15 protein-coding genes are annotated in these 18,556 nt (G+C 70.9%); 5 read left to right on the forward strand and 10 right to left on the reverse strand.

Annotation, left to right across the window (positions count from 1 at the left end):
• Nucleotides 1-9: 9 nt before the first annotated feature.
• The 3 genes from ACIQPR_RS29860 to ACIQPR_RS29870 form a co-directional block, all read right to left on the reverse strand.
• Nucleotides 10-1,590, reverse strand: a complete 1,581-nt coding sequence (locus ACIQPR_RS29860) for a glycosyl hydrolase (RefSeq protein ID WP_403654536.1) — start codon at nt 1,588-1,590, stop codon at nt 10-12.
• 114 nt (nt 1,591-1,704) lie between these two features.
• Complete coding sequence (locus ACIQPR_RS29865; protein WP_403654538.1) at nt 1,705-2,811, reverse strand: hypothetical protein; 1,107 nt, start codon at nt 2,809-2,811, stop codon at nt 1,705-1,707.
• A 77-nt stretch (nt 2,812-2,888) separates the two neighbouring features.
• Nucleotides 2,889-3,179, reverse strand: coding sequence for a hypothetical protein (locus ACIQPR_RS29870; RefSeq protein WP_403654540.1), 291 nt, complete (start codon nt 3,177-3,179; stop codon nt 2,889-2,891).
• Nucleotides 3,180-3,378: 199 nt separating this feature from the next.
• On the opposite strand from ACIQPR_RS29870, the gene ACIQPR_RS29875 reads away from it, so the two are divergent.
• On the forward strand, nt 3,379-4,860 hold the full coding sequence (locus ACIQPR_RS29875) for an aldo/keto reductase (protein WP_403654542.1): 1,482 nt from the start codon (nt 3,379-3,381) through the stop codon (nt 4,858-4,860).
• Nucleotides 4,861-4,925: 65 nt separating this feature from the next.
• Here the strand turns inward: ACIQPR_RS29875 and ACIQPR_RS29880 are convergent, their stop codons facing one another.
• Nucleotides 4,926-5,339, reverse strand: a complete 414-nt coding sequence (locus ACIQPR_RS29880) for a DUF4913 domain-containing protein (RefSeq protein ID WP_403654544.1) — start codon at nt 5,337-5,339, stop codon at nt 4,926-4,928.
• A 155-nt stretch (nt 5,340-5,494) separates the two neighbouring features.
• Here ACIQPR_RS29880 and ACIQPR_RS29885 point away from each other — a divergent pair, with 155 nt between their 5' ends.
• Entirely contained in the window at nt 5,495-6,937 is a 1,443-nt protein-coding gene (locus ACIQPR_RS29885; RefSeq protein ID WP_403654546.1) for a hypothetical protein, read from the forward strand.
• A 98-nt stretch (nt 6,938-7,035) separates the two neighbouring features.
• Here the strand turns inward: ACIQPR_RS29885 and ACIQPR_RS29890 are convergent, their stop codons facing one another.
• Entirely contained in the window at nt 7,036-8,595 is a 1,560-nt protein-coding gene (locus tag ACIQPR_RS29890; protein WP_403654548.1) for a hypothetical protein, read from the reverse strand.
• Between the two features lie 188 nt (nt 8,596-8,783).
• Between ACIQPR_RS29890 and ACIQPR_RS29895 the strand changes: the two genes are divergently transcribed.
• A complete protein-coding gene (locus ACIQPR_RS29895; protein ID WP_403654550.1) occupies nt 8,784-9,266 on the forward strand; it encodes a DUF4913 domain-containing protein in 483 nt (160 codons plus the stop codon).
• Nucleotides 9,267-9,337: 71 nt separating this feature from the next.
• On the opposite strand, the gene ACIQPR_RS29900 is transcribed toward ACIQPR_RS29895, so the two are convergent.
• Entirely contained in the window at nt 9,338-10,372 is a 1,035-nt protein-coding gene (locus ACIQPR_RS29900; RefSeq protein ID WP_403654552.1) for an NlpC/P60 family protein, read from the reverse strand.
• A gap of 155 nt (nt 10,373-10,527) precedes the next feature.
• Between ACIQPR_RS29900 and ACIQPR_RS29905 the strand changes: the two genes are divergently transcribed.
• Both ACIQPR_RS29905 and ACIQPR_RS29910 read left to right on the forward strand, forming a co-directional pair.
• Nucleotides 10,528-10,920, forward strand: coding sequence for a hypothetical protein (locus tag ACIQPR_RS29905; RefSeq protein WP_403654554.1), 393 nt, complete (start codon nt 10,528-10,530; stop codon nt 10,918-10,920).
• Nucleotides 10,917-12,128, forward strand: coding sequence for a DUF418 domain-containing protein (locus tag ACIQPR_RS29910; protein WP_403654556.1), 1,212 nt, complete (start codon nt 10,917-10,919; stop codon nt 12,126-12,128). The genes ACIQPR_RS29905 and ACIQPR_RS29910 overlap by 4 nt, the downstream gene beginning before the upstream one ends.
• Here the strand turns inward: ACIQPR_RS29910 and ACIQPR_RS29915 are convergent.
• The 4 genes from ACIQPR_RS29915 to ACIQPR_RS29930 all read right to left on the reverse strand — a co-directional run bounded on the left by ACIQPR_RS29915 (nt 12,049) and on the right by ACIQPR_RS29930 (nt 18,556).
• Nucleotides 12,049-13,839 carry a type IV secretory system conjugative DNA transfer family protein gene (locus tag ACIQPR_RS29915; RefSeq protein WP_403654557.1) on the reverse strand — a complete coding sequence of 597 codons (1,791 nt, stop codon included), beginning with the start codon at nt 13,837-13,839 and terminating at the stop codon, nt 12,049-12,051. The two genes, ACIQPR_RS29910 and ACIQPR_RS29915, sit on opposite strands and share 80 nt — an antisense overlap.
• The gene (locus ACIQPR_RS29920; RefSeq protein ID WP_403654559.1) at nt 13,836-15,659 is read right to left on the reverse strand and encodes an ATP/GTP-binding protein; all 1,824 of its coding nucleotides are present in this window, start codon (nt 15,657-15,659) and stop codon (nt 13,836-13,838) included. The genes ACIQPR_RS29915 and ACIQPR_RS29920 overlap by 4 nt, the downstream gene beginning before the upstream one ends.
• Nucleotides 15,656-17,149 (reverse strand): SCO6880 family protein, encoded by a 1,494-nt coding sequence (locus ACIQPR_RS29925; RefSeq protein ID WP_403654561.1) that lies wholly within the window; start codon nt 17,147-17,149, stop codon nt 15,656-15,658. The genes ACIQPR_RS29920 and ACIQPR_RS29925 overlap by 4 nt, the downstream gene beginning before the upstream one ends.
• Nucleotides 17,150-17,317: 168 nt before the next feature.
• Nucleotides 17,318-18,556 (reverse strand): hypothetical protein, encoded by a 1,239-nt coding sequence (locus tag ACIQPR_RS29930; protein ID WP_403654563.1) that lies wholly within the window; start codon nt 18,554-18,556, stop codon nt 17,318-17,320.

An 18,556-nucleotide genomic window follows, 5' to 3' on the forward strand; every position in this document is an offset into this window, starting at 1 on the left:
GACTTCGGCTCAACTCGCGTCCTGGTAAGCACGGCCACTGGCGTTGGCGGTCGTGCCGTCGTAGAGGCCGGTCGGGCTGGTCCGCGTGGAGAGCGTGAACCACGCGTAGCGCTCCACGAAGCTCAGGCTGTCCAGCATCTGTGTCGACGACGTGATGAAGGCGGTCTGCTGCTGCTCGCCGGGGTAGCGGGGAGTGGGCCCGGAGAAGTCGATCAGGCCGTACTCGGTCAGCCAGATCGGCTTGTGGTAGCGGTCCCAGACCCGTTGCAGATAGCCGCGCAGCTGGTTCGCGGCGTCCGGGCCGAAGTCGGCGCCGTACCAGTGCACCGGGATGAAGTCGACGCGCAGGTGGCGGTCGGCGGCTCCCTTCATGAAGCGGTCCAGCCAGCCGCCGTCGACATCGGCGTTGGCGGCGACCGCGGGCGCGCCCAGGCGCAGACCGGTGGCCTCCAGCCGGGGCCACAGGTCGAGCGCCTGCTCGGGGGTCATGTTCGCCTGGCCGCCGTTGTCGGGTTCGTTGAACCCGAGGAGTTCCTTGGTGCCGCCCTGGGTCGCGGCGCCCAGTTCGGCGTCGGTGACGGAGCCGGGGCCCCAGATCATCGGGACGTAGTCGACGCCGTCCGGCTTGGTGACCGCGCCGGTGGAGGAGGCCCAGTTGAAGTACCAGGAGGCGCCCGAGGCGGCGAGCGCCTGGGAGGCGCCGTCGACGGGATTGAGGCTGACGCCCTTGCGGACGGTCGCGGTGGCGGGGTTGGTGACCGTGGTGGGCTGCGCGGTGACGGGGTCGGACGGGGCGGCGCTGCCGGTCCCGAAGGCGACGGTCAGACCGCTGCACTTGGTGCACTGGTACACGACCTTGTTGCCCGGCTCGGCGTCCTGCTTCGACCAGGCGTACGCCGTCGGGCACTTCTGGTTGATCATGTCGCTGTACGGGGTCTTCGCGTCCCGGTTCGGGTTGACGCACACCAGCGACTGCCCGGTGGCCGGGTCCTTGGTCAGGTCCTCGGCCGGGCAGCCGGACAGCAGATCCTCGGCGCACCCCGCGACCGCGCACTCGCCGCTCGCGGGCGGAGTCACGTCGTTGGGCGTGATGGTGACGGGGACGGCGACGGCGTCGACATAGCTGACGTCGTACCAGGGGGCCAGCGAGTCGGCCGGGTCGAAGTTGAACTCGGCCAGCCCGGTGGGCTGTTGACCGACCGAGCAGTGATCGGCGTACGGTCCGCAGTCGCCGACGGCACAGTGGAACGTACTCCCGTCCACGCCACCGCACCCCTGGCGGGCGAAGAAGGTGCCGCGCCAGTGCCCGGCGCCCTCGTGCTCGGGGATGCTGATCGTCGCCGACTGGCCCGGATCCAGCGTCGGCAGCCCGGTGATCGCCGCCGAACCGTCCGCGTTGACCTCACTGCCGACCCAGATACGGCTGCCGGTGCGGTTCTGGAGAGTGATGGTGTGGTCGGCGACGTCCGCGGCCGGCGTCCCGTTGATGCTCGCGCCGCCGGACCGGTGGGTCTCGATGGCCACGGCGGTGCCTGTCACACCGACGATCACCAGGAGCAGGGCTAGGAGGAGTGAGGTGCGTCTGCGCACAGGGCGGGCCTCTCCGTTGGGATGGGGTTGTGCGGGTCGACCGGTGATCGGTTCTCGCCGCCGGTGGCACGACGGATGGGAGGTGGCGGACGGTTCATCCGGCGGCGGAAGCCCTCATCGCCGCATGATCGGAGACGCCTTCGGGGCAATGGACGGAGTTGTGGCGGGAGTTGACGGGGTCGCGCGCGGGGTGACGGGCGAGACGGGGCTGGGAGCGTCGCGAAGGACATCCTGTCCGGCCGCGTCGAGAAGGTGCGGCTGGAGCGGTCCACCGGGCGACGTCGGAGTCATGGAGCTGACGCCGATGTCCTCCAGGGGGGCATCCAAGAGATGCGCCGACGCCTGTTGTGCGATGAGGGCGTTGCTGTCATAGGTGCCGGCGTCCTCGTACGGGCTGAAGGTGGCGTTGCGGCGCTGCTCCGCCACTTCGAAGGCATGGCTGTCGACCGACCCGGTCTCCCACGGCAGGTCCTCGCGGTTCGACGGGAGCCGTATCGCCCCGTGTTCGGGGGCGGGGTCATCGAAGGCGTCCACGTCCCCGGAGGGGCTGTGCGACTCCTCCCCGGTGCGGGATGTCCCTTCCAGCAGCTCCCGCGTCTGCGCGTTGGCGACGTACCGCGCGACGGTCGGTATGCGCTCCGGGTACTTCTCGTAGGCCTCCTTCCACCGCTCGTCGAACATGACCAGGCGCATGATCTCGTTCTCGAAGGCCTCGTGTTCGAGCGTCGGATTCGTCTGGCCGGGTCCTCCGGTCCGCTCGGGGTGTACCAGCTGTCCGCGGGCGCTCTCCTGGGCGATGGTCAGCAGCGCCGACTCCTCGGGGGACAGCCTCTGTTGCGAGACCTCGCCCGACATCACCCGGCTCTGGTCCCGAGCCCGGTCCCGCGCCTGAGAGTACGGCTGTCCTTCCCCGCCGTACGCGTGCGCGGCCTGCTCGGGTGACAGGCCGGGGCCCTCGTCGCCGGGCAGCGAGGAGTAGTTCCCGCCGGACTCCGACGAAGACCTGCCCAGGACACGGTTCACCGCGCGGCGCAGTGACTTCCACATGTCCCCGATGAGCTGGTCGACTTCGGCCGAGAAGCTCGCCACGGAATCGTACGCGTCGTCGAAGATCCGCCCGATTCCCCGGCCGACCCGGCCGAGGGACGATTCCTGTGCCGGTCCGGGGGGATTCTTCCGCAACCTGTTCGGCTGCCGGCCTGCCCCGTTGTCGAACGCCACGTCGTCTCTCCTTCACATCGGAGGCGCCGCCCGGAGCCCGGACGGCGCCCGCACGGTCCGCTGCCGCGGCCCGTGGTTCACCGGCCGGCGGGCACCGCGTCGCGCAGGAGCCGGGCCGGGGTCGTGACCGTGGGGTCGAAGGACGGCCGCACCGCGGCCGGCGACACCGGTTCGAACCCCGCGGGCAGGAGCAACAGCCGGGCCGGCAACGGGACTTCGGGCGGCCTCGGTGCGTCGCCGACCGTGCGCGGCAGGTCCCAGCGGGGGTAGCACCCCTCCGCGTCCGCGCCGGGCGGGCGCCGTCGCAGCAGCCCGCGCGGAGCGAACCGGCCTCTGCCAAGGGGTATGGCTGCGTTTCCTTCGGACATGTGCGTTCCTCCCCGATCCGCCGACCGGGCTCGGTCGGCTGCGCACCGACGCCGGTTCAGGATGCCCAACGGATTCGGCACGCCCTGCGGTTCAACGGCGGTGGCGGAGCTGAACCGTTCATCTCACTCCCGCCGTTGTGCCGCCCGACCGAGTGGGCCCCGGTGCCCGCCACGAATCTCGGAGAGAGACGGTGGACAGATGCCGAACAAACCCTGGCTGGTATTCGGGCTGGACGGCAGGAACGAGAGCGACGTGCGCAACGCCGTTCAGCTCGGCTACCGGCGGTTCGACGCGGCGGAGAGCTACGGCGCGAGCACGGACGCGTTGGCACGGGAGATCAGCGACAGCGGCATGCCCCGGACCGACTTCGAGGTGCTGTACAAGTTCGACGTACGGCCGGACGAGACGCCCGAGCAGCTGCGCGGCCGGCTCACCGACGTGGCCGCGCGGTTCGGAGGGAAGCTGGAGGCCGTGGTCATCCACAACCTCGACGGCGACAACGGGCAGATCCGCGAGGCCTGGAACGTCATGCGCGACATGAAGCGCGACGGGCAGATCGGCAAGCTCGGTGTCGGCAACGTACTTCCTGAACACGCGTCACTGCTGCGGGAGTTGAAGACCAAAGAGCCCATCGACGTCGTCCAGCTCTCTCCGCTGAACTCGCCCCAGGGTTCCCAGCGTGGATCACAGCAGGGGTCGCAGCAGGGCTCGCCCAAGGGCGCCGACCGTACGCTGGGCGAGACCTCGTCGGACAGGTCCTCACCGCTGATCGGCGTGGTGGAGAACTCGGTCCGCAGCGTGCTCGCCAATCCCGAACTCCAGCCGTTGATGGCGGAGTTGGGCGACAGGACCACGCTGTACTACTACAACGTGGTCAATACCCTCCAGGAGATCCAGCAGCACTACGACCAGAGCATGGGCGCGGGCAACGCTCCCGACATGAGGTCGCAGGACGCCATGACCGCTGTCGCCCAGCTGGCCGGCTCCCATGTCGAGGGACCGTCCCACATGATCCTCAGCTCCGGCGATCCGGACAGGGCGAGGCAGAACCTGGAGGCCTACCGCGGTGACCCGATCGACCTGGCGATCACGGACTATCAGAAGTACGTCTACGACTGGGCGCAGCACCAGGAGGTGTGCCGGACCAACGACGAGACGCTCCTGCCGGACGGTGTCCTGGACAAGGTGAGGCCGCTCTTCGACGACCCGGCCACCAACCGTGCGCGGGCGGCGGCCTTCGCGGGCCGGCACGCCGACGGGAACCTGACCCGGGAGACCATGAGCAGGTGGCTCATGCAGGAGCACGGCTTCACCCGTGAGGAACTGGAGGGCGTCACCGTCCCCGACCGGGTCGGCCTGAAGCCCCAGTTCCAGAACATGAAGCTCGCCGATGTGCTCGCGGGGCATCTGGGCCCGCAGAACTGCAACCACAAGTGGGCCAACGAACTCGGCTACGCCCTGATGAACGACGCCGCTACGTGGAACAGCATCGGGCCCACACTGACCGAGATCGCGAAGGACCCGAACACCCTGCGGACGCCGTCACCGCTGTCCATGGCCGAGGCGGCGTCCCTCACCGGCGGCAGGAGCAGCGGGGCACCGTCTCCCGGCACGGAGCACAGCCCCGGGGGCACCCACGTCCCGCCGCCGCCCGTGCGTACGCCGTCGCCCACACGCTGAGTCCGGCATCCGGCCCCGGGGGCGAGTCGCCACCGGGGCCGGGTGTCTCTCGGACCGGATACGGCTCAGCCGGGGTACGGGTCCATGCCCGGTGCCTCCTTGGCACGATGGGCGCCGGGCTTGCAGCCGGCGAACGGGCCCTGGGCATCCCGTAGCGAGGCCATGATGTGCGTGAGGTAGTCGCGGTGCCAGGTCGCGGGCCCGGTTCCGGCGGACTCGGGGCCGGTCAGCTCCTGCCAGGCCATCCACAGCCCGTACAGCTGCGCCACCGCTTCCTTGTGATCCCACCAGCGGGTGCACCAGGGGGCGTTGGAGGTGACCTCTCTGCCGTACACGGGCAGCAGCAGATGGCGCACCCACAAGGTCAGACGGTTCAGGCCGTCCTGGTACTCGGCACCGTCCATGTAGAGGATGAAGGCGGGCTGCTTCGGCTGCTCCACCGGCTGCTCCTGCGTCGTCTTCGGCGCGAGGGTGGTCATGTCTGTGCTCCGTCCGCTCGATGGGCTCTTCGTCACCAGCACGACGGGGCGACGCGGCTCCTGGTTCAGTCGAGGTGTTGAACCCCCTGACGTGCGCGGTCCGTTGTGCGTGGCAGCCGGTGGCACCTGGCCACCGGGGCAGGAAGGAACGGGACATGCCCCTTCAGGACCCGGCGAACGAGCCCGAGGTGGTCCAGATGATCTGGTTCGGCGAGGAGATGAGCCAGAGCGCGAAGACAGGCCTGCGGGAGCTGAGCATCAGGTTCCCGAACTCGAAGAAGGAGCTCGTGGTGATGCCGCGGAGCCGTCCCGGGGAAGCCGGGCGGCAGCGGAGTGCGGAGCTGATGGCCGGATACCGCACAGAGGCGGAGCAGCACGGCGTCGAGGTGGTGAACGTCCGTGGCCGGACCGCTCAGCTGGCCAGGGCCGTCGAGGGCAAGTACACCGCGGACACCATCAGCGACATCTACAACATGGAGATGAGCAACCACGGCTACATCGCCGCGAAGGACCTGACCCAGTACCTGCTGCGCGGCACCGGCACCGGCCTCACCCTGGACCTGTCGCACCACCACATGACGGGCGAGGAGTGGGACGCGGTCCAGGCCGACCCCAACTTCTCCGAAGCCGTGGTGGCACCGGTCGACTTCTCCACCGCGGAGCTGAAGATCGTCGACCTCTCGCACGGCCAGGACGCCAACTACCGGCATGTCCTGCACGCGGGTTACCAGGCGCTCTCGGAGCACCACGACGAGGCCGGCATCGACTACCAGATGATGCCGCACCTCGATGTCTTCGCCATGTACACACGGGAGGGCACCCGGGGACAGCAGGTGGCGCAGGCCGCCGCGAGCCAGTACATCGGCTATCTGGCCCAGATGTCCCAGGACGAGGTGCGCAAGGGGAACGTCACCTTCCAGCCGAACGACACCAGCACACGGTTCCAGCCCGCGACCATCAACCTCGCGGACAACAACCTGCTGGCCGCCAAGTACAACACCCAGGACCCGGGCCGGGCCGACATCATCGGCCGGATGGCGGTCAGCGCCCTCGCCGACGGCATCCACCTCGTCTACGGCGAGCCAGTGACGCCGCCGGGCCAGACCTCCGAGGACATGCCGGTCATCAACGTACGCCCCGAGGTGATGAGCGACATCAGCATGCGGGCGTTCCAGGTCGGCAACTCCCGTGTCCTGCCGCAGCTGAGCCTGGGCAAGACGAACCAGGGCGAGTGGCGTACGGACGCCACGAACGACCCGGGCGACCTGAGCCAGATCCGCGGCGAGCGGGTCACCCTCGTCCAGGCCGCCAACCTCGGGGTCAGGCAGGCGGCCGAGATGGGCTTCGACGGATTGAACAAGCCGTCGCGCATCACCTACGACGTGCACCGCCAGGCCCGTTCGGAAGGCGGCTCGCCGATCCGCACGCCGAGTCCGGCCTCCTCCGAGGGGAAGGACATGAGCGAGATCGCGAGCGGTGTGGCCAATCTCCAGATGCCCCGGACTCCGTCCCCGGAGGGGGCGAACGCGACCGGCAACGTTTCCGAGCAGCCTCGGCCCTCAGTGCACCGGGCGGCGACCGCCGGGCCGGCACGCTAGAGCCGAAACGAAGGGGGTGGGGTGGCGAGCCCGACAAGGTCTCGCCGCCCCACCCCTTCGTCATGTCCTGAACCGCGCCGGCCGGGAGGGGCGGGTGGTCAGCGGCGGGGTCCCCCCTTCGCCCCCGCGAGCCACTTCAACGCGGCAGGCGGTTCCTTCGCGCTCTTCTTCGGCCTGGAGGACGATTCCGCCGACGTCGACTGCTCGAAGTGCTCCGGCTGCTCGAACTCCTTCGGCGGACTGGGAGTCCTGTTCCCCACCGATACCCCGCCCTCCGAGGACGAGTACAGAGGGACGCCTCCTCCCGAGGAGTCGGAGTAGTCGGAGAAGGAAGTAGTGGGGTTGAAGTTCTGGATGCCCTGGACCGGTGCCGTCGCCTGAGGGAAGTACTCGGTGCGGGGAAGTGTCGTCAGTGGTGAGATGCTCCCGCTGGAAAGACCATAGGGGGACATCCTGGCCATGCCCTGGCTCAGTTGCTCGGCGTTCCACTCCGCGGTGGCCGCATCGATCCGCTGCTGCTGTTGCGCCTCGAAGTGCGCGAGCTTCTCCTTCAGCGACTGCTTGCCCGCCTCCAGCGCGGCCATCTCGTTCAGGACGTTCGCCCTGGTGAGGTCGTCTCCTGTCAGCCCCCCAGTGCTCAGCGGAACACCGCCACCGGATGACGCCCTGGACAATTCTTCCGGACTCAGCGAGATGTCCGCCCCGTCGGCGTACGGGTCCGCGATACACACGATCGCGTTCGGATCGTCGAACACCCGGTGGAAGCTTTTGAGTCGTACGCCGCCGGACGAGCTGCTCTGTCCTGAACTGCTCGGAGAACTGGACGAACTGCTGGCGTTCCGCGCCTTCTCCTTGTTACGCCACCGAGTCTGCTTGTCCGCGAAGCCCGCGTCCGGGGAAGGGATTCGGTCGAACGTTCCTTGGGAGTGAACGTTGAAGCTCTCCCTTGTCGTCAGCGACCAGTTGGCCGAGTCCTCCGATTCATTCCTCCATCCCATCAGCTTGACATGCATGTGGGGAATCTTCCCCGCCTCGATCATTTTCTCCAGGTGCGGCCACTCGTACTTCGACAGCACGCTGCTCGCCACCCGCCCGCCGAGCATGACCGCGTTGACCGGTCCCGGCCCTTCGGCGCCGTCCACGTAGTGGTCGGACATCCCCGTCCAGAGCCGGGCCTGCACCGGGGCGTCCGACCAGGCCCCGAAACCGAAGTTCTTCCCGTTGAGGGCCTCGCCAGGCCACGAGGACTCCAGAATCATGCCACCGTCCGCCGCCGCCTTCCGCGCCGGATAGTACGGTTCCGTCTTGCTCCACAGGTACTTGTGCTTCTTGGCCTCTTTCGCTAGCTCCGCCAGCCTTTTGGTGAATGCCTTGGTGTAACCGTTGGCCTCGTACGCCTGCTGCCACTTGCGCGCCGGGATATGCAGCGCGTTCAGGCGATCGAACTGGGCCATCAGGTCGTCCGCAGCGGTGCCGGCCCAGGCCTCGTTGGGCGTGTGCCCTTCCTCGATCCACTGACCGTTCGCGGACAGCTGCTGCATATAGCCGTCGAAGGCCACCATGAACTGGGCGTCCTTGTGCAGCCCGAACTTCTTCAGCCGTTTCCTTACGGACGCTTCATCCGCGTTGAATTGATTCCGATCGAACGTCGCCGCCATGGCGAGGTCCTCCTCTTCGGAGATTCCGCTGATCCGATTCCGCCGCGAGGGCGGTCCCGGTGTTTCAACGGGCCCCCGCGGGCCCTTGGTTCAGTTCGTTGCGGAACTCGGTGAACCGGGTGCCCGGCCCCTGCGTTGCAGCCAGACAAAGAGTCGCTGTTCGCCACCGCCCGCCAGAGAGGACAGCCATGACGACGGTCCCGGCATCCGACGCGGAGATCCGGCCCCAACCGCCGGAGGGACCCCCCGCCGAGGCCCCGAAGAAGCCCGCCACGCCGAAGTTCATCCTCTACTTGGAGGGGCCCGAATACGGCCGTTCACTGCGCCAGTTGACCCTGTGGGTCCATCACGTGCTGCTGCCGGTCTACGGCCGTGAGGTCACCTCCCACAGCCCGTGGTGCTCCCGCTGGTGGGAGCACCCTGAAGCGGTGGCCCAGTTGCACGGGCTGTGGCTCGCCTGGGCGGAGTTGAGCGACACCGCCTCCGAGCCCGGCATGACCGGGCCGGCCGGCTGGCACCGCGACTACCTGAACCCGACCATGCAGATCCTGCGGGACCCGACGGGCCCCTTCGCCGGTTGCAAGCCGGGTTCGCACCGCTCGAAGCAGGCTCCGCCCGTCGACCTGGTCGACCCGTTCGGACCGCCGCCTCAGCCGCGCGGCGAGGACTGACGGACGCCGGACGTACGCGACGACGAGGGGCGGACCCTGACAGACCGCCCCTCGTCGTCGCGTACCCGATGTCACGCGTCCGGCCGCACCACCCCCAGAATCTCCATCGACGCCGCCGGCGACTCGTACACGTACCGCCCCGGCCGCGGCGCCGAGATGATGTTGCCGCCGCCGACGTAGAGCGCCACATGGCTGGCGTCGGAGAAGTAGATGATGAGGTCGCCGGGGCGCATGTCCTCGATGGGGATGTGCTTCAGTTGCGCCCACTGCATTTCCGATGTGCGGGGGATCGTGACGCCCGCCGCCAGCCAGGCCTGGCTGGTGAGGCCGGAGCAGTCGTAGGAGTCGGGGCCCTCGGCGCCCCAGACGTAGGGCTTGCCGATCTGTTTGACGGCGAAGGCGATGGCCTTGCGGCCGGCGGGCGTCGCGTCGGTGCCGATCTTCTTGAGGATGCCCGTGCTCTCCCACTTCGCCTGGGCCTGGTCGGACTCCCGCTGCTCCAGGGCGGCGAGGCGGGCCCGCTCCTGCGCGGCGAGCGAGGACTCCAACTGCTGTGCCTCGGCGATGTGTTGCTCGATGGTCCGGCGCTGCTTCGCCATCGCGCGGCGGCCGGCCTGCAAGCGTTCCAGTTCCGCCGCGGCCTCGTCGGTGCTGGTGTCCAGGGTCGACTTCGTCGTCTTCAGCTGGGTCAGCAGGTTCTGGGTGTTCTGCTGGGCCTGGAGCGCCAACCCCGCGTCGTCCAGGGCCCGTCCGGGGTCGCCGGCCAGCGCGAACTGGAGCTCGGCCGGCACGGTGCCGCCCCGGTACTGGGCTGCCGCCGCCGCGCCCGCCATCGAGGTGAGGCGGGTCAACTTGGCCTCGGTCGTGCGGATTTGAGCCTGGAGCGCGCTGACCCGCTTGCGCTGCGCGGTCACCTTTCCGTCGGCGGCGTTGTACTTGTCCGTCGCCACTTCCGCGTCGTGGTAGAGGCTCTGGAGCCTGGCCTGTACCTCGGTGAGGGTCTGGGGGTCGGCCTGGGCACCCTGTTGGCTCGCCGCCGTCAGGGCGCAGGCCAGGACGACGGCTGCCGCCGTCCGGTGGCCGTGTGTGCGCAGAGGCCGTCTCATCTGGGCCGAAGCTCCCTTCGTACGCGTCGGTGAGGATGCGTAGGCACAACGGGCGCCACCCGTACGGCGGTTCAGTGAAGAGGTGACGGCGTGAACCCGTGGCGGGCGGCAGACGTTGTGCGCGAAGAGGTACGACGGCCGGTGAAGGGGACCGTATGGACGCCAAGTTGCTGCTGCTCGCCCTGTGCACGGGGGTGGGTCTCGGGTTTCTCCTTCTGGCAGTACGGCAGTTGGTCGCCGTGGCGCGGCTGTTGATGCGCGGAGTGCTCGTGACGGGCACCGTGATCCCGCGGATCGCGGGCGACCGGCGGCGGACCGGGCTCGTGCTGTTCACCGACCATCTGGGACGGCCCGTCGTCGTCGACACCGGCGCCTACGGGCAGTTGCGCGGAGTGCCCCGGGTCGGCGGGACGGTGCCCGTGTGCTATCTGCGGACCCGGCCCACGGCGGCCCGGCTCTGGATCCCGCGGTATCTGCTGTCGCCGGCGTTCGGATGGTTCCTGACGTCGACGGTGCTGTTCGTGTGCGGGACCAGGCTGACCCGGTGAGCGGGCGCGAGGCGGCCGGTGCCGGGCGGGTCCAGGACGTCGATGTGCTGCGCGGGTTCGCCCTGTTCGGCATCCTGCTCGTCAACGCCCAGCTGATGGCGGGCCCTTACACGGCGCTCGGCGGTGGTCCGCACGCCTCCGGCGCCGACCGGGCCGCCGCCTGGGCGGTGACCGCGACCACCACCCTCTATCAGCTGTTCTCGTTCCTCTTCGGCTACAGCTTCGTCCTCCAGCAGCGCTCCGCGCATCCGGACGGCGGGCCCGCCGGACGCCATCTCCGGCGCACGGCCGGGCTGTTCGGCCTCGGTCTGCTGCACGCGGTGCTGCTCTTCAGCGGCGACATCCTGATGACGTACGCCGTCCTGGGACTGGTCCTGTACGGGCTGCGCGGGCTGAGTCCCCGGGCCGCGCTGCGGGTCGCGGTCTGTCTGGTGGCGGGCCTCGCGGTGCTGCTGCTGGGGTACGGGCTGCTGACCGTCGCCTTCACCCAGCCGGTCACCCCGGCGCGGTACGCCGCCGAGGTCGCGCCCAGTGTGACCGCCTACCGGGGCGGTTTCCTGTCCGTGGTCGGGGCCCGGCTGCGCGAGCTGCCGACGACCCTGGGCACGAACGTGCTGTACGCCCCCGACATGCTGGCCGCGTTCCTGGCCGGCCTCGCGGCGGCCGAGGCGGGCCTGGTGGAGCGGCGCGGCCGGGACCGCGAGTGGCTGCGGAAGGTCGTCGTACGGTGGCTGCCGGTCGGTCTGGCCGGTGGCGTGGTCACCGCGTGCTGTGCGAACGGGCCGCTGGACAGCCGCTGGTTCCTGGTCGGGCACGCGGTGTCGCTGCTGACCGCGCCCGCGCTGACGGCGTCGTACGCCTGCGGGCTGCTCCTGCTGCTGACGGCCGTGCGCCCGGCGGCGGCGCGGGTGCTGGCCGCCTCCGGGCGCATGGCCCTCACGCAGTACCTCTCGCAGTCCCTGGTCCTCGCGCTGGTCTTCACCGGCTACGGCCTCGGTCTCTACGACCGGGTCGGCACCGCCGCCGTCCTGGCCGGGTGCCTCGTGCTCTACGGCGTCCAACTCGCCCTGGGCGCCTGGCTGATGGGGCGGGTGCGGTACGCGCCGGCCGAGCTGGTGCTGCGGACCGTCACGCTCGGACGGCGCCCCGGTCGCTCTCCTTCCCCAGGCTCAGGCCCGGCAGCAGCCGAGCCGCTGCGCGTTCCGTGATCGCCGCCGCCTCCGCCTTCGCGTCGGCCGAGATCTCGGCGGCGCCGGGCTCCTTGTACCAGGGGCGCAGCCGGATGAGGGCCGGTTTGACGCCGGTGGCCAGCAGCAGGGCGGTGCCCTTGGGGAGGGCGCGGATCTTGTCGGGCGGCAGGACGGACTCCTGGCGGTAGGAGTACGAGCGTGAAGTGCCGTCCTTGCTGCGGGAGATGCTCGGGGTCTTCACGTCGTGCTGGCCGACCAGGGTGGAGATCTTCTGCACGAAGTCGGCGTCGTCGAGGCCCGCGCCGAGGAGTTTGACGGTCGCCGCGCTCCACAGCGCGTCCATGCCGACCTCGCCCCACACGCGGGCGCCCTGGCGGTAACTCTGGAGCAGGGTCACGACGTTGATGCCGCGCGAGCCGAAGTGGGAGTACAGGTCGGGGAGATCGGAGATGCGGCACACGTTGGCCGCCTCGTCGAGGACCGCGGTCAGCGGCGGATCGAGCCGGCCGCCCATGCGTTCGGCGGCCACGACGCCCGCCCGCATCGTCGCGTCGGCGAGCCCCGCGATGACGCCCGCCGCCGAACCGCCGCCGTCCTTGGACAGGAGGTAGAGGGTGTCGGTACCGAGGACGTGCTCGTGCGGGCGGAACTCCGGGAGGTTCGGGTCGGGGGTGACCCAGGCGAGGATCTCGGGGTCGAGGAGGCAGGACGCGGTCTGGCGGGCGGTCTCGTAGATGCCGTCGCGGGTCTCCACCGCGCCGCGCACGGTGCCCTGCAACTGCTCGGCCATCGCGACGAGTCCGACCTCGCGGAGCAGGTCGATCGGGGTGCGGTCGGCGGGGTCGGCGAGCCAGGCGAGGAGTTCGGTCAGCGGGGCGTCGCCCCGGGCCGCGGCCAGGAACAGCGCGGTGAGGGTGTTCTGGGCGGCCGAGATCCAGAAGTCCTTCTTCGCGGTGTCGTCGTTGACGGACGCCACGAAGTGCCCGGCCATCCGGCGGGCGCCCTCGATGGTGTGGCACTCGCCGAGGATGTTCCACCACATGGCGCGGGGGGCGTGGGCGATGCCCTGCGGGTCGAACGTCCATACCGTGCCCGCCCTTTCCCGCTGGGCCCGCGTGACGGCGTACACGTCGGACTTGTTGGAGGTCAGCAGGACGGCGCCCTGGGCGCGCAGTACCCGGGGCACGGCGATGCCGGTGGACTTGCCGGCCCGGGGCGCCATCAGGTCGAGCTCCACGTCCTCGTAACTGCTGCGCAGTTCGGGGCCCTTGGGGTCGAGGTCGCCGAGGAGGTTGCCGGTCTCGTCGGGGTGGAGCTTCTCGCGGCCCTTGAGGGTGGGGCGCAGTTCGCGGGCGCGGGCCTCGATGCCCTGGGGGCACATGGCGGCGAGTTCGCGCCTCCCGGCGAGGCCCTTGGGCGCCTTGCCGCGGCTCATGAAGAAGTTGACGACGAGGGCGGCGGGCACCGAGACGAGCGCCAGCACGCCGAACATGCCCGCGTAGAGCACGGCGGCCGGGGCGGCCGGCCACAGCGCGGCCGGCCCGGCGGAGAGCAGGGTGGAGACGGTGGACAGGGCGAACGGCGGGGCGTCCCAGCCGTAGCCGGCGAGACCGGCGCCGAAGGTGCCGCCGGCCCAGACCATGGTGAACGCGAGGATGCCGAACCCGGCCAGCAGGGCGATGGCCCACTGCGCCTGGTCGCCGAGGTCCGTGCTGCGGGGTCCGCTCATGCCGTCCACCCCCCGGCCGATGCCTCCGTGGCGGGGAAGCCCGGGTCGCCGGGCAGGGCGAGGGCGGCCGGGCCGCCCGGGAGGGCCAGCGGCAGCGGGCCTTCCTGGGCGAGCCGGGCGACGTCCCGGGCGGCGCGGGCGGCGGCCTGTTCGACGGCGGCCTCGTTGGTCGTCCAGCGGGTGTTGGTGTTGTGCAGGTCGCGCTCGGCGTTGGTGATGGCGACCTTGATCGGGATGCCGGGGCGGCCACCGACCTTGATGAGGAAACGGCCGCGGCCCGGGGGTTCCTCGTCCTCGCCGCGCACGCCCCAGCCCGGTGGTGAGGACCAGGACGACACGAGGTCGATCTCGCGGCGGGAGAGTCCGACGACCTTGCCGAGGTCCTCCATCTCGGTCTTCGGCAGTCCCGCGCAGACGACCATGCCGGCCCGCTCGACGAAGCCGCGTGCCTTGGCGCGGTCGGCGTCGGTGCCGAGGGCCTCGGCGTCCTTGAGGGTGTGGGTGATCTTGGCGTCGCCGAGGCCGAGGGAGCGGTTGAGGCGGGTGAGGGCGTCGATGCGGTCGACGATGCCGGAGGCGGCGCGCAGTGGGCGCCACAGCTCGTCGAGGACGGTGAAGAACCAGCGCCGGGGCGCGAGTCCGGCGTCCGCGAGGGCGTGCGAGGCGGCGACCGTGCCGAGCCCGTCGGACCAGGCGGCGAGCATCGCGGCGGCGGTGAGCTGGGTGTCGGCCTCGCCGATGCCGGAGATGTCGATGCACACGGCGGGCGCGTTCGCGTCGATGCGGGTGGACGTCTCGGAGGCGAAGGTGTCGCCGAGCGGGCCGTCGAGAATGCCTAGGAGGGAGCGGTGCAGCGGGTCGACGGCGTCCCGGTAGCGGGTGTCGGACCCCCGGTCCAGGGTGACCGCGCGAACCCGGTCGGGGCCCTCGGTGAGGACCCGTAGGACGTCGGGCAGCAGTACGGGCCGGCCGGGGACGGCGCGTTCGCGCAGGTGGTGCAGGACGGCGGAGAGCACGGACTGCTCGTGGTCGTCCATGGGCCGGCCGCGCACGATGGTGACGAGGGCGGCGACCATGTTCAGCACCCGGCCGTGGGCCTCCGCCTTGAGGACCTCGCCGGCGTCGCCGCCGATCTTCGCGGCGGCCTCCCCCATGGCGCCCGGGTCCAGGACGTTGATGCCGCCCCGGCCGCGGCCGATGGAGATGACCTGGCCGCCGAGCGCGCGCACGGTGTCGGCGTAGTCGGGCTTGAGGTCGCCGAGGACCAGCGGGACGACTCCGGTCGCGGCGAGCCCGATCAGCATCCGGTTGATGAGGGTCGACTTGCCCAGGCCCGGCATGCCGAGCATGAACAGGGAGGGGTTGGAGATGTAGCGGGCGCGGGTGAACCAGTTCAGCGGGTCGCCGCAGACCGTGGCGCCGGTGAACAGGTGCTGGCCGAGGGGCACTCCGATCATGGGCGAGCCCGAACCGGCGGCGAACGGCCACATGCCGCAGGCCTGCACGGTGGTGGCGCGCCACATGGTGGGCGGATCCATGTACCCGACGCGGCCACCGCCGGCCCCCGGCCAGCCGCGCGCCGGGACGTACGGCTCCCGGGGCCTGGCCGGGGCCTTGCCCTTGTCGGCGCGCTTGGTGTCGGCCGCGGTCGTGTTCTTGCTCTTGCTCTTGCTCTTCGCGGACTTCCTCGTGTCGCCCCAGACACCGGATCCGTCCAGGCCGACCAGCCCCGACCCGCCCGCGGCCAGGTCGCGGAGCGCCTCCTCCTCGGCCATCAGGTCGGCCCGCTCGGCCAGCTTCTCTTCGCTACGGCGGCTCACAGGGCCTCCTGGAGTTCGTGCGGGACGAGGGTCTGTTCCCACGGAAGGATTCCGGCGGGCAGGGTGCAGCTGAACGCGGCGGCCTGCATCCGGTCGGCGGGCCGCATCAGCACGCGGGAGGCCGCGGTCAGGTTGCGCACGGTGACGCTGGCGTCGGCGAGTTCCTCCATGGTGTCGACGGTGACCGTGAGCATCAGGGAGAACTCCACGAGCCCGGCGCCGGACGCCTCCTCGGCGGCGGTCTGTTCGGCCGCCCGCACCTCGGAGGCCGCGCGCGCCTGGACCATGCCCTTGCCGGACGTGGCCATGAACTGGGCGCTGCGCCGGTCGGCCTCGACGATACGGGCCGAGGTGGCGGGGTCGATGGCCCGGTAGACCAGGGCGACCCGCTTGCGCCGGGTGCCGGGGGCGGCCTCCAGCATGCCGCGCAGCACCGAGGAGCGGACGGTGCCGCGGGGTGCCAGCGTCAGCATCCAGGTCCGGGAGACACCGGAGTCGTGCTGGTAGGCGTTGACGGTCTCGACGGCGGCGGCGGGGCCGGCGTCGTCCCACTCCAGGCCCGTTCCGCCTTCCTGGGCGCGGGCGTTGAGGACGTCGGCGGCGACGGCGGGGTCGTAGGCGACCCGGACGACCTCGGCGATCCGCTCGGCCGACAGCGGGTAGGCGGCACCGCCGCCGGCCGCGACGAGGCCGCTGAGCAGGCCGGGGATGCGGATGGCCAGTTCGGTGATCACGTCCTCCTTGCGGCGCCGCTGGCCGGCCGGGTTGCCGTAGGTGAGGGTGACGTAGGTGTGCATCTCGGAGGAGGCGCTCGGGTAGTTGTCGACGACCTCCTCCATCACGGCGCGGGCGGCGGCCGGCGCGTCGGGGTGGATGCGCGGGAGCACCTCGTGGGCGAGCCGGGTGCCGGGGTCGGGGGCGGTCTCCACGATCACGGTGGCGCCCTTCAGGCCGGGTTCGTGGGAGAGGCGGGCCAGCCACTCGCCCCACAGCGCGACCCAGACGTCGACCTGGTCGGGGTCGATGAGCGAACCGCCGTCGGGATCGCAGCCCAGGACGATGGTGTACAGGTCGCGCTGCGGGTGGTGCAGGATCCCGAACGGACGGTCGTAGGCGTCCCGGCCCTCACTGGCGGTGACCTTGTTGAGCAGCCCCGGCGGGCGGAACCGGCCGCCGGGGCGGGCGGACAGCGGGCCGGAGACGTAGAGGTGCGCGCCCGCGGCCTTCCGGCGCCACCAGCCGACGCGCAGCGCGAAGAGCTGGTAGACGTTGCGGCCGTCCTGGGTGCGGATGGCGAGCGGGATGAGGAAGAGGACGACCGGTACGAACACGATGATCGCCGCGTACAGCGAGATCAGCGAGGCCAGCAGGGTGGCGACGAGCCCGCCGAAGATCACGAAGGTGCCGAGGAGTCCGAGCGGTCCGAGCCCCGCGCGCCTCGGCCTGCGCCAGTTCCCGTAGGTCGGGTGGGACACGGCTTCCGTGGACATGTGACCGGTTTCCTTTCGTGAGGTGCTGCGGGTACGGCGTGGGTCGGGGGCCGGTGGGGAGACCGCCGGACGCCCTGGGGGAAGGGCGCCCGGCGGCCGTCGTGCGGGGGAGCCGACACCGGGCGGCGGTGCGGGCCGGCCGCCCCGGTGTCGTGGACTCCCCCGGGCTCACTTGTTGTTGCCGAGGTCTCCGTCGGCGCCCTCGACGGCGCCGGAGACGGTCGCACCCGCGGTCTGGGCCGCGGCCACGGCCGCGAGGATCGCGATACCGGCGGGACCGCCCAGTGCCGCTCCGGCCTCCCCCGCACCGCCTGCGGCCTTGCCCGCGCCGCCACCGCCCTTGCTCGCCCCGCTCGGACCGCCCGAGCCGGACGCGCCGTCCGCGCCGCCGGCGCCGGACGCGCCGTCCGCGCCCGCGCCCCCGGACGCGCCGCCGGCACCGCCGGTGCCGCTGGCTCCGCTCGGGCCCTTCTGTCCGCCGCCGCCTCCGCCGGACCCGCCGCTCATGGCGCCGACCTGCACGGCACCGGTCGCGAGCTGGTTGCCCGCCTGGCCCATGGCGGACATCGGGTTGCCGGTGCCCATGGCCGCGGCGGCGGGTACGACGAGTTTCAGCAGTGCGGGGAGCGCGATGGCGGACAGCAGCATCACGCCGATGCCGGCGATCCGGGTGTTGACGTCGGCGCCCGTCGGACTGTTCTGGCCCTCGGTGATCATCGCCATGCCGGCGTTCAGCACGAGGGCGACCGCGGGCTTGTACAGCAGCCAGGAGATCATCCAGCCGATGTGCTTGCGCCACCAGCCGGCGCCCCAGTCCGTCATCGAGGCCGCGGCGGCCATCGGCAGGGTACCGAGCATGATCATCATGACGCCGAGCCGGATGTACATCAGGACGGTGTGCAGGATGCCCGCGAGCAGCAGCAGGAAGGCGAGGATCAGCAGCAGGAAGGACTGGATGTTGCTGTTGTCGCCGCAGGCGCCGATGTTGTCCAGCGCCTTCTGCACGGAGTCGTCGAACAGATAGGTGGCGTAGTTGTCCGCGAGCCTCGCGGCGGCCAGGCACACGGTGGTGGCGGCGCCCGAGACGAGGACGACCCGCAGGATGCCCTTCAGGGCGGTGACGCCCGCGGTGCCCCTGCGTTCGATCGCCATCTTGCCGGCCGCGAACAGCAGTGAACCGACGGCCAGATAGACCACGATCCACGAGGTCTTGTCGCTGAGGTCGTGCGAGGTGGTGGTGTCGTCCAGGGTCGGAACGGTCTTGGCCAGCCCCGCGAACACCGCGATGGCGGCGGCGAGGATGGTCTTCGCGATCAGACCGATGACGGTCCCGACGGGGTCGCCGAGAAAGCTGAAGAACCCGGTGATCGCGTCCGCCAGCGGATTGCCGTTGCTACAGGCCGCCAC

Source organism: Streptomyces sp. NPDC091280, assembly GCF_044768565.1.
In the GTDB taxonomy this organism is placed as follows: Bacteria; Actinomycetota; Actinomycetes; order Streptomycetales; family Streptomycetaceae; genus Streptomyces.

Bases quoted from the DNA above. Each gene is read 5' to 3' on its own strand.
- ACIQPR_RS29870 (WP_403654540.1), bottom strand. From the start codon at position 3,179: ATGTCCGAAGGAAACGCAGCCATACCCCTTGGCAGAGGCCGGTTCGCT.
- ACIQPR_RS29875 (WP_403654542.1), top strand. From the start codon at position 3,379: ATGCCGAACAAACCCTGGCTGGTATTCGGGCTGGACGGCAGGAACGAG.
- ACIQPR_RS29880 (WP_403654544.1), bottom strand. From the start codon at position 5,339: ATGACCACCCTCGCGCCGAAGACGACGCAGGAGCAGCCGGTGGAGCAG.
- ACIQPR_RS29885 (WP_403654546.1), top strand. From the start codon at position 5,495: ATGCCCCTTCAGGACCCGGCGAACGAGCCCGAGGTGGTCCAGATGATC.
- ACIQPR_RS29890 (WP_403654548.1), bottom strand. From the start codon at position 8,595: ATGGCGGCGACGTTCGATCGGAATCAATTCAACGCGGATGAAGCGTCC.
- ACIQPR_RS29895 (WP_403654550.1), top strand. From the start codon at position 8,784: ATGACGACGGTCCCGGCATCCGACGCGGAGATCCGGCCCCAACCGCCG.
- ACIQPR_RS29900 (WP_403654552.1), bottom strand. From the start codon at position 10,372: ATGAGACGGCCTCTGCGCACACACGGCCACCGGACGGCGGCAGCCGTC.
- ACIQPR_RS29905 (WP_403654554.1), top strand. From the start codon at position 10,528: ATGGACGCCAAGTTGCTGCTGCTCGCCCTGTGCACGGGGGTGGGTCTC.
- ACIQPR_RS29915 (WP_403654557.1), bottom strand. From the start codon at position 13,839: ATGAGCGGACCCCGCAGCACGGACCTCGGCGACCAGGCGCAGTGGGCC.
- ACIQPR_RS29925 (WP_403654561.1), bottom strand. From the start codon at position 17,149: ATGTCCACGGAAGCCGTGTCCCACCCGACCTACGGGAACTGGCGCAGG.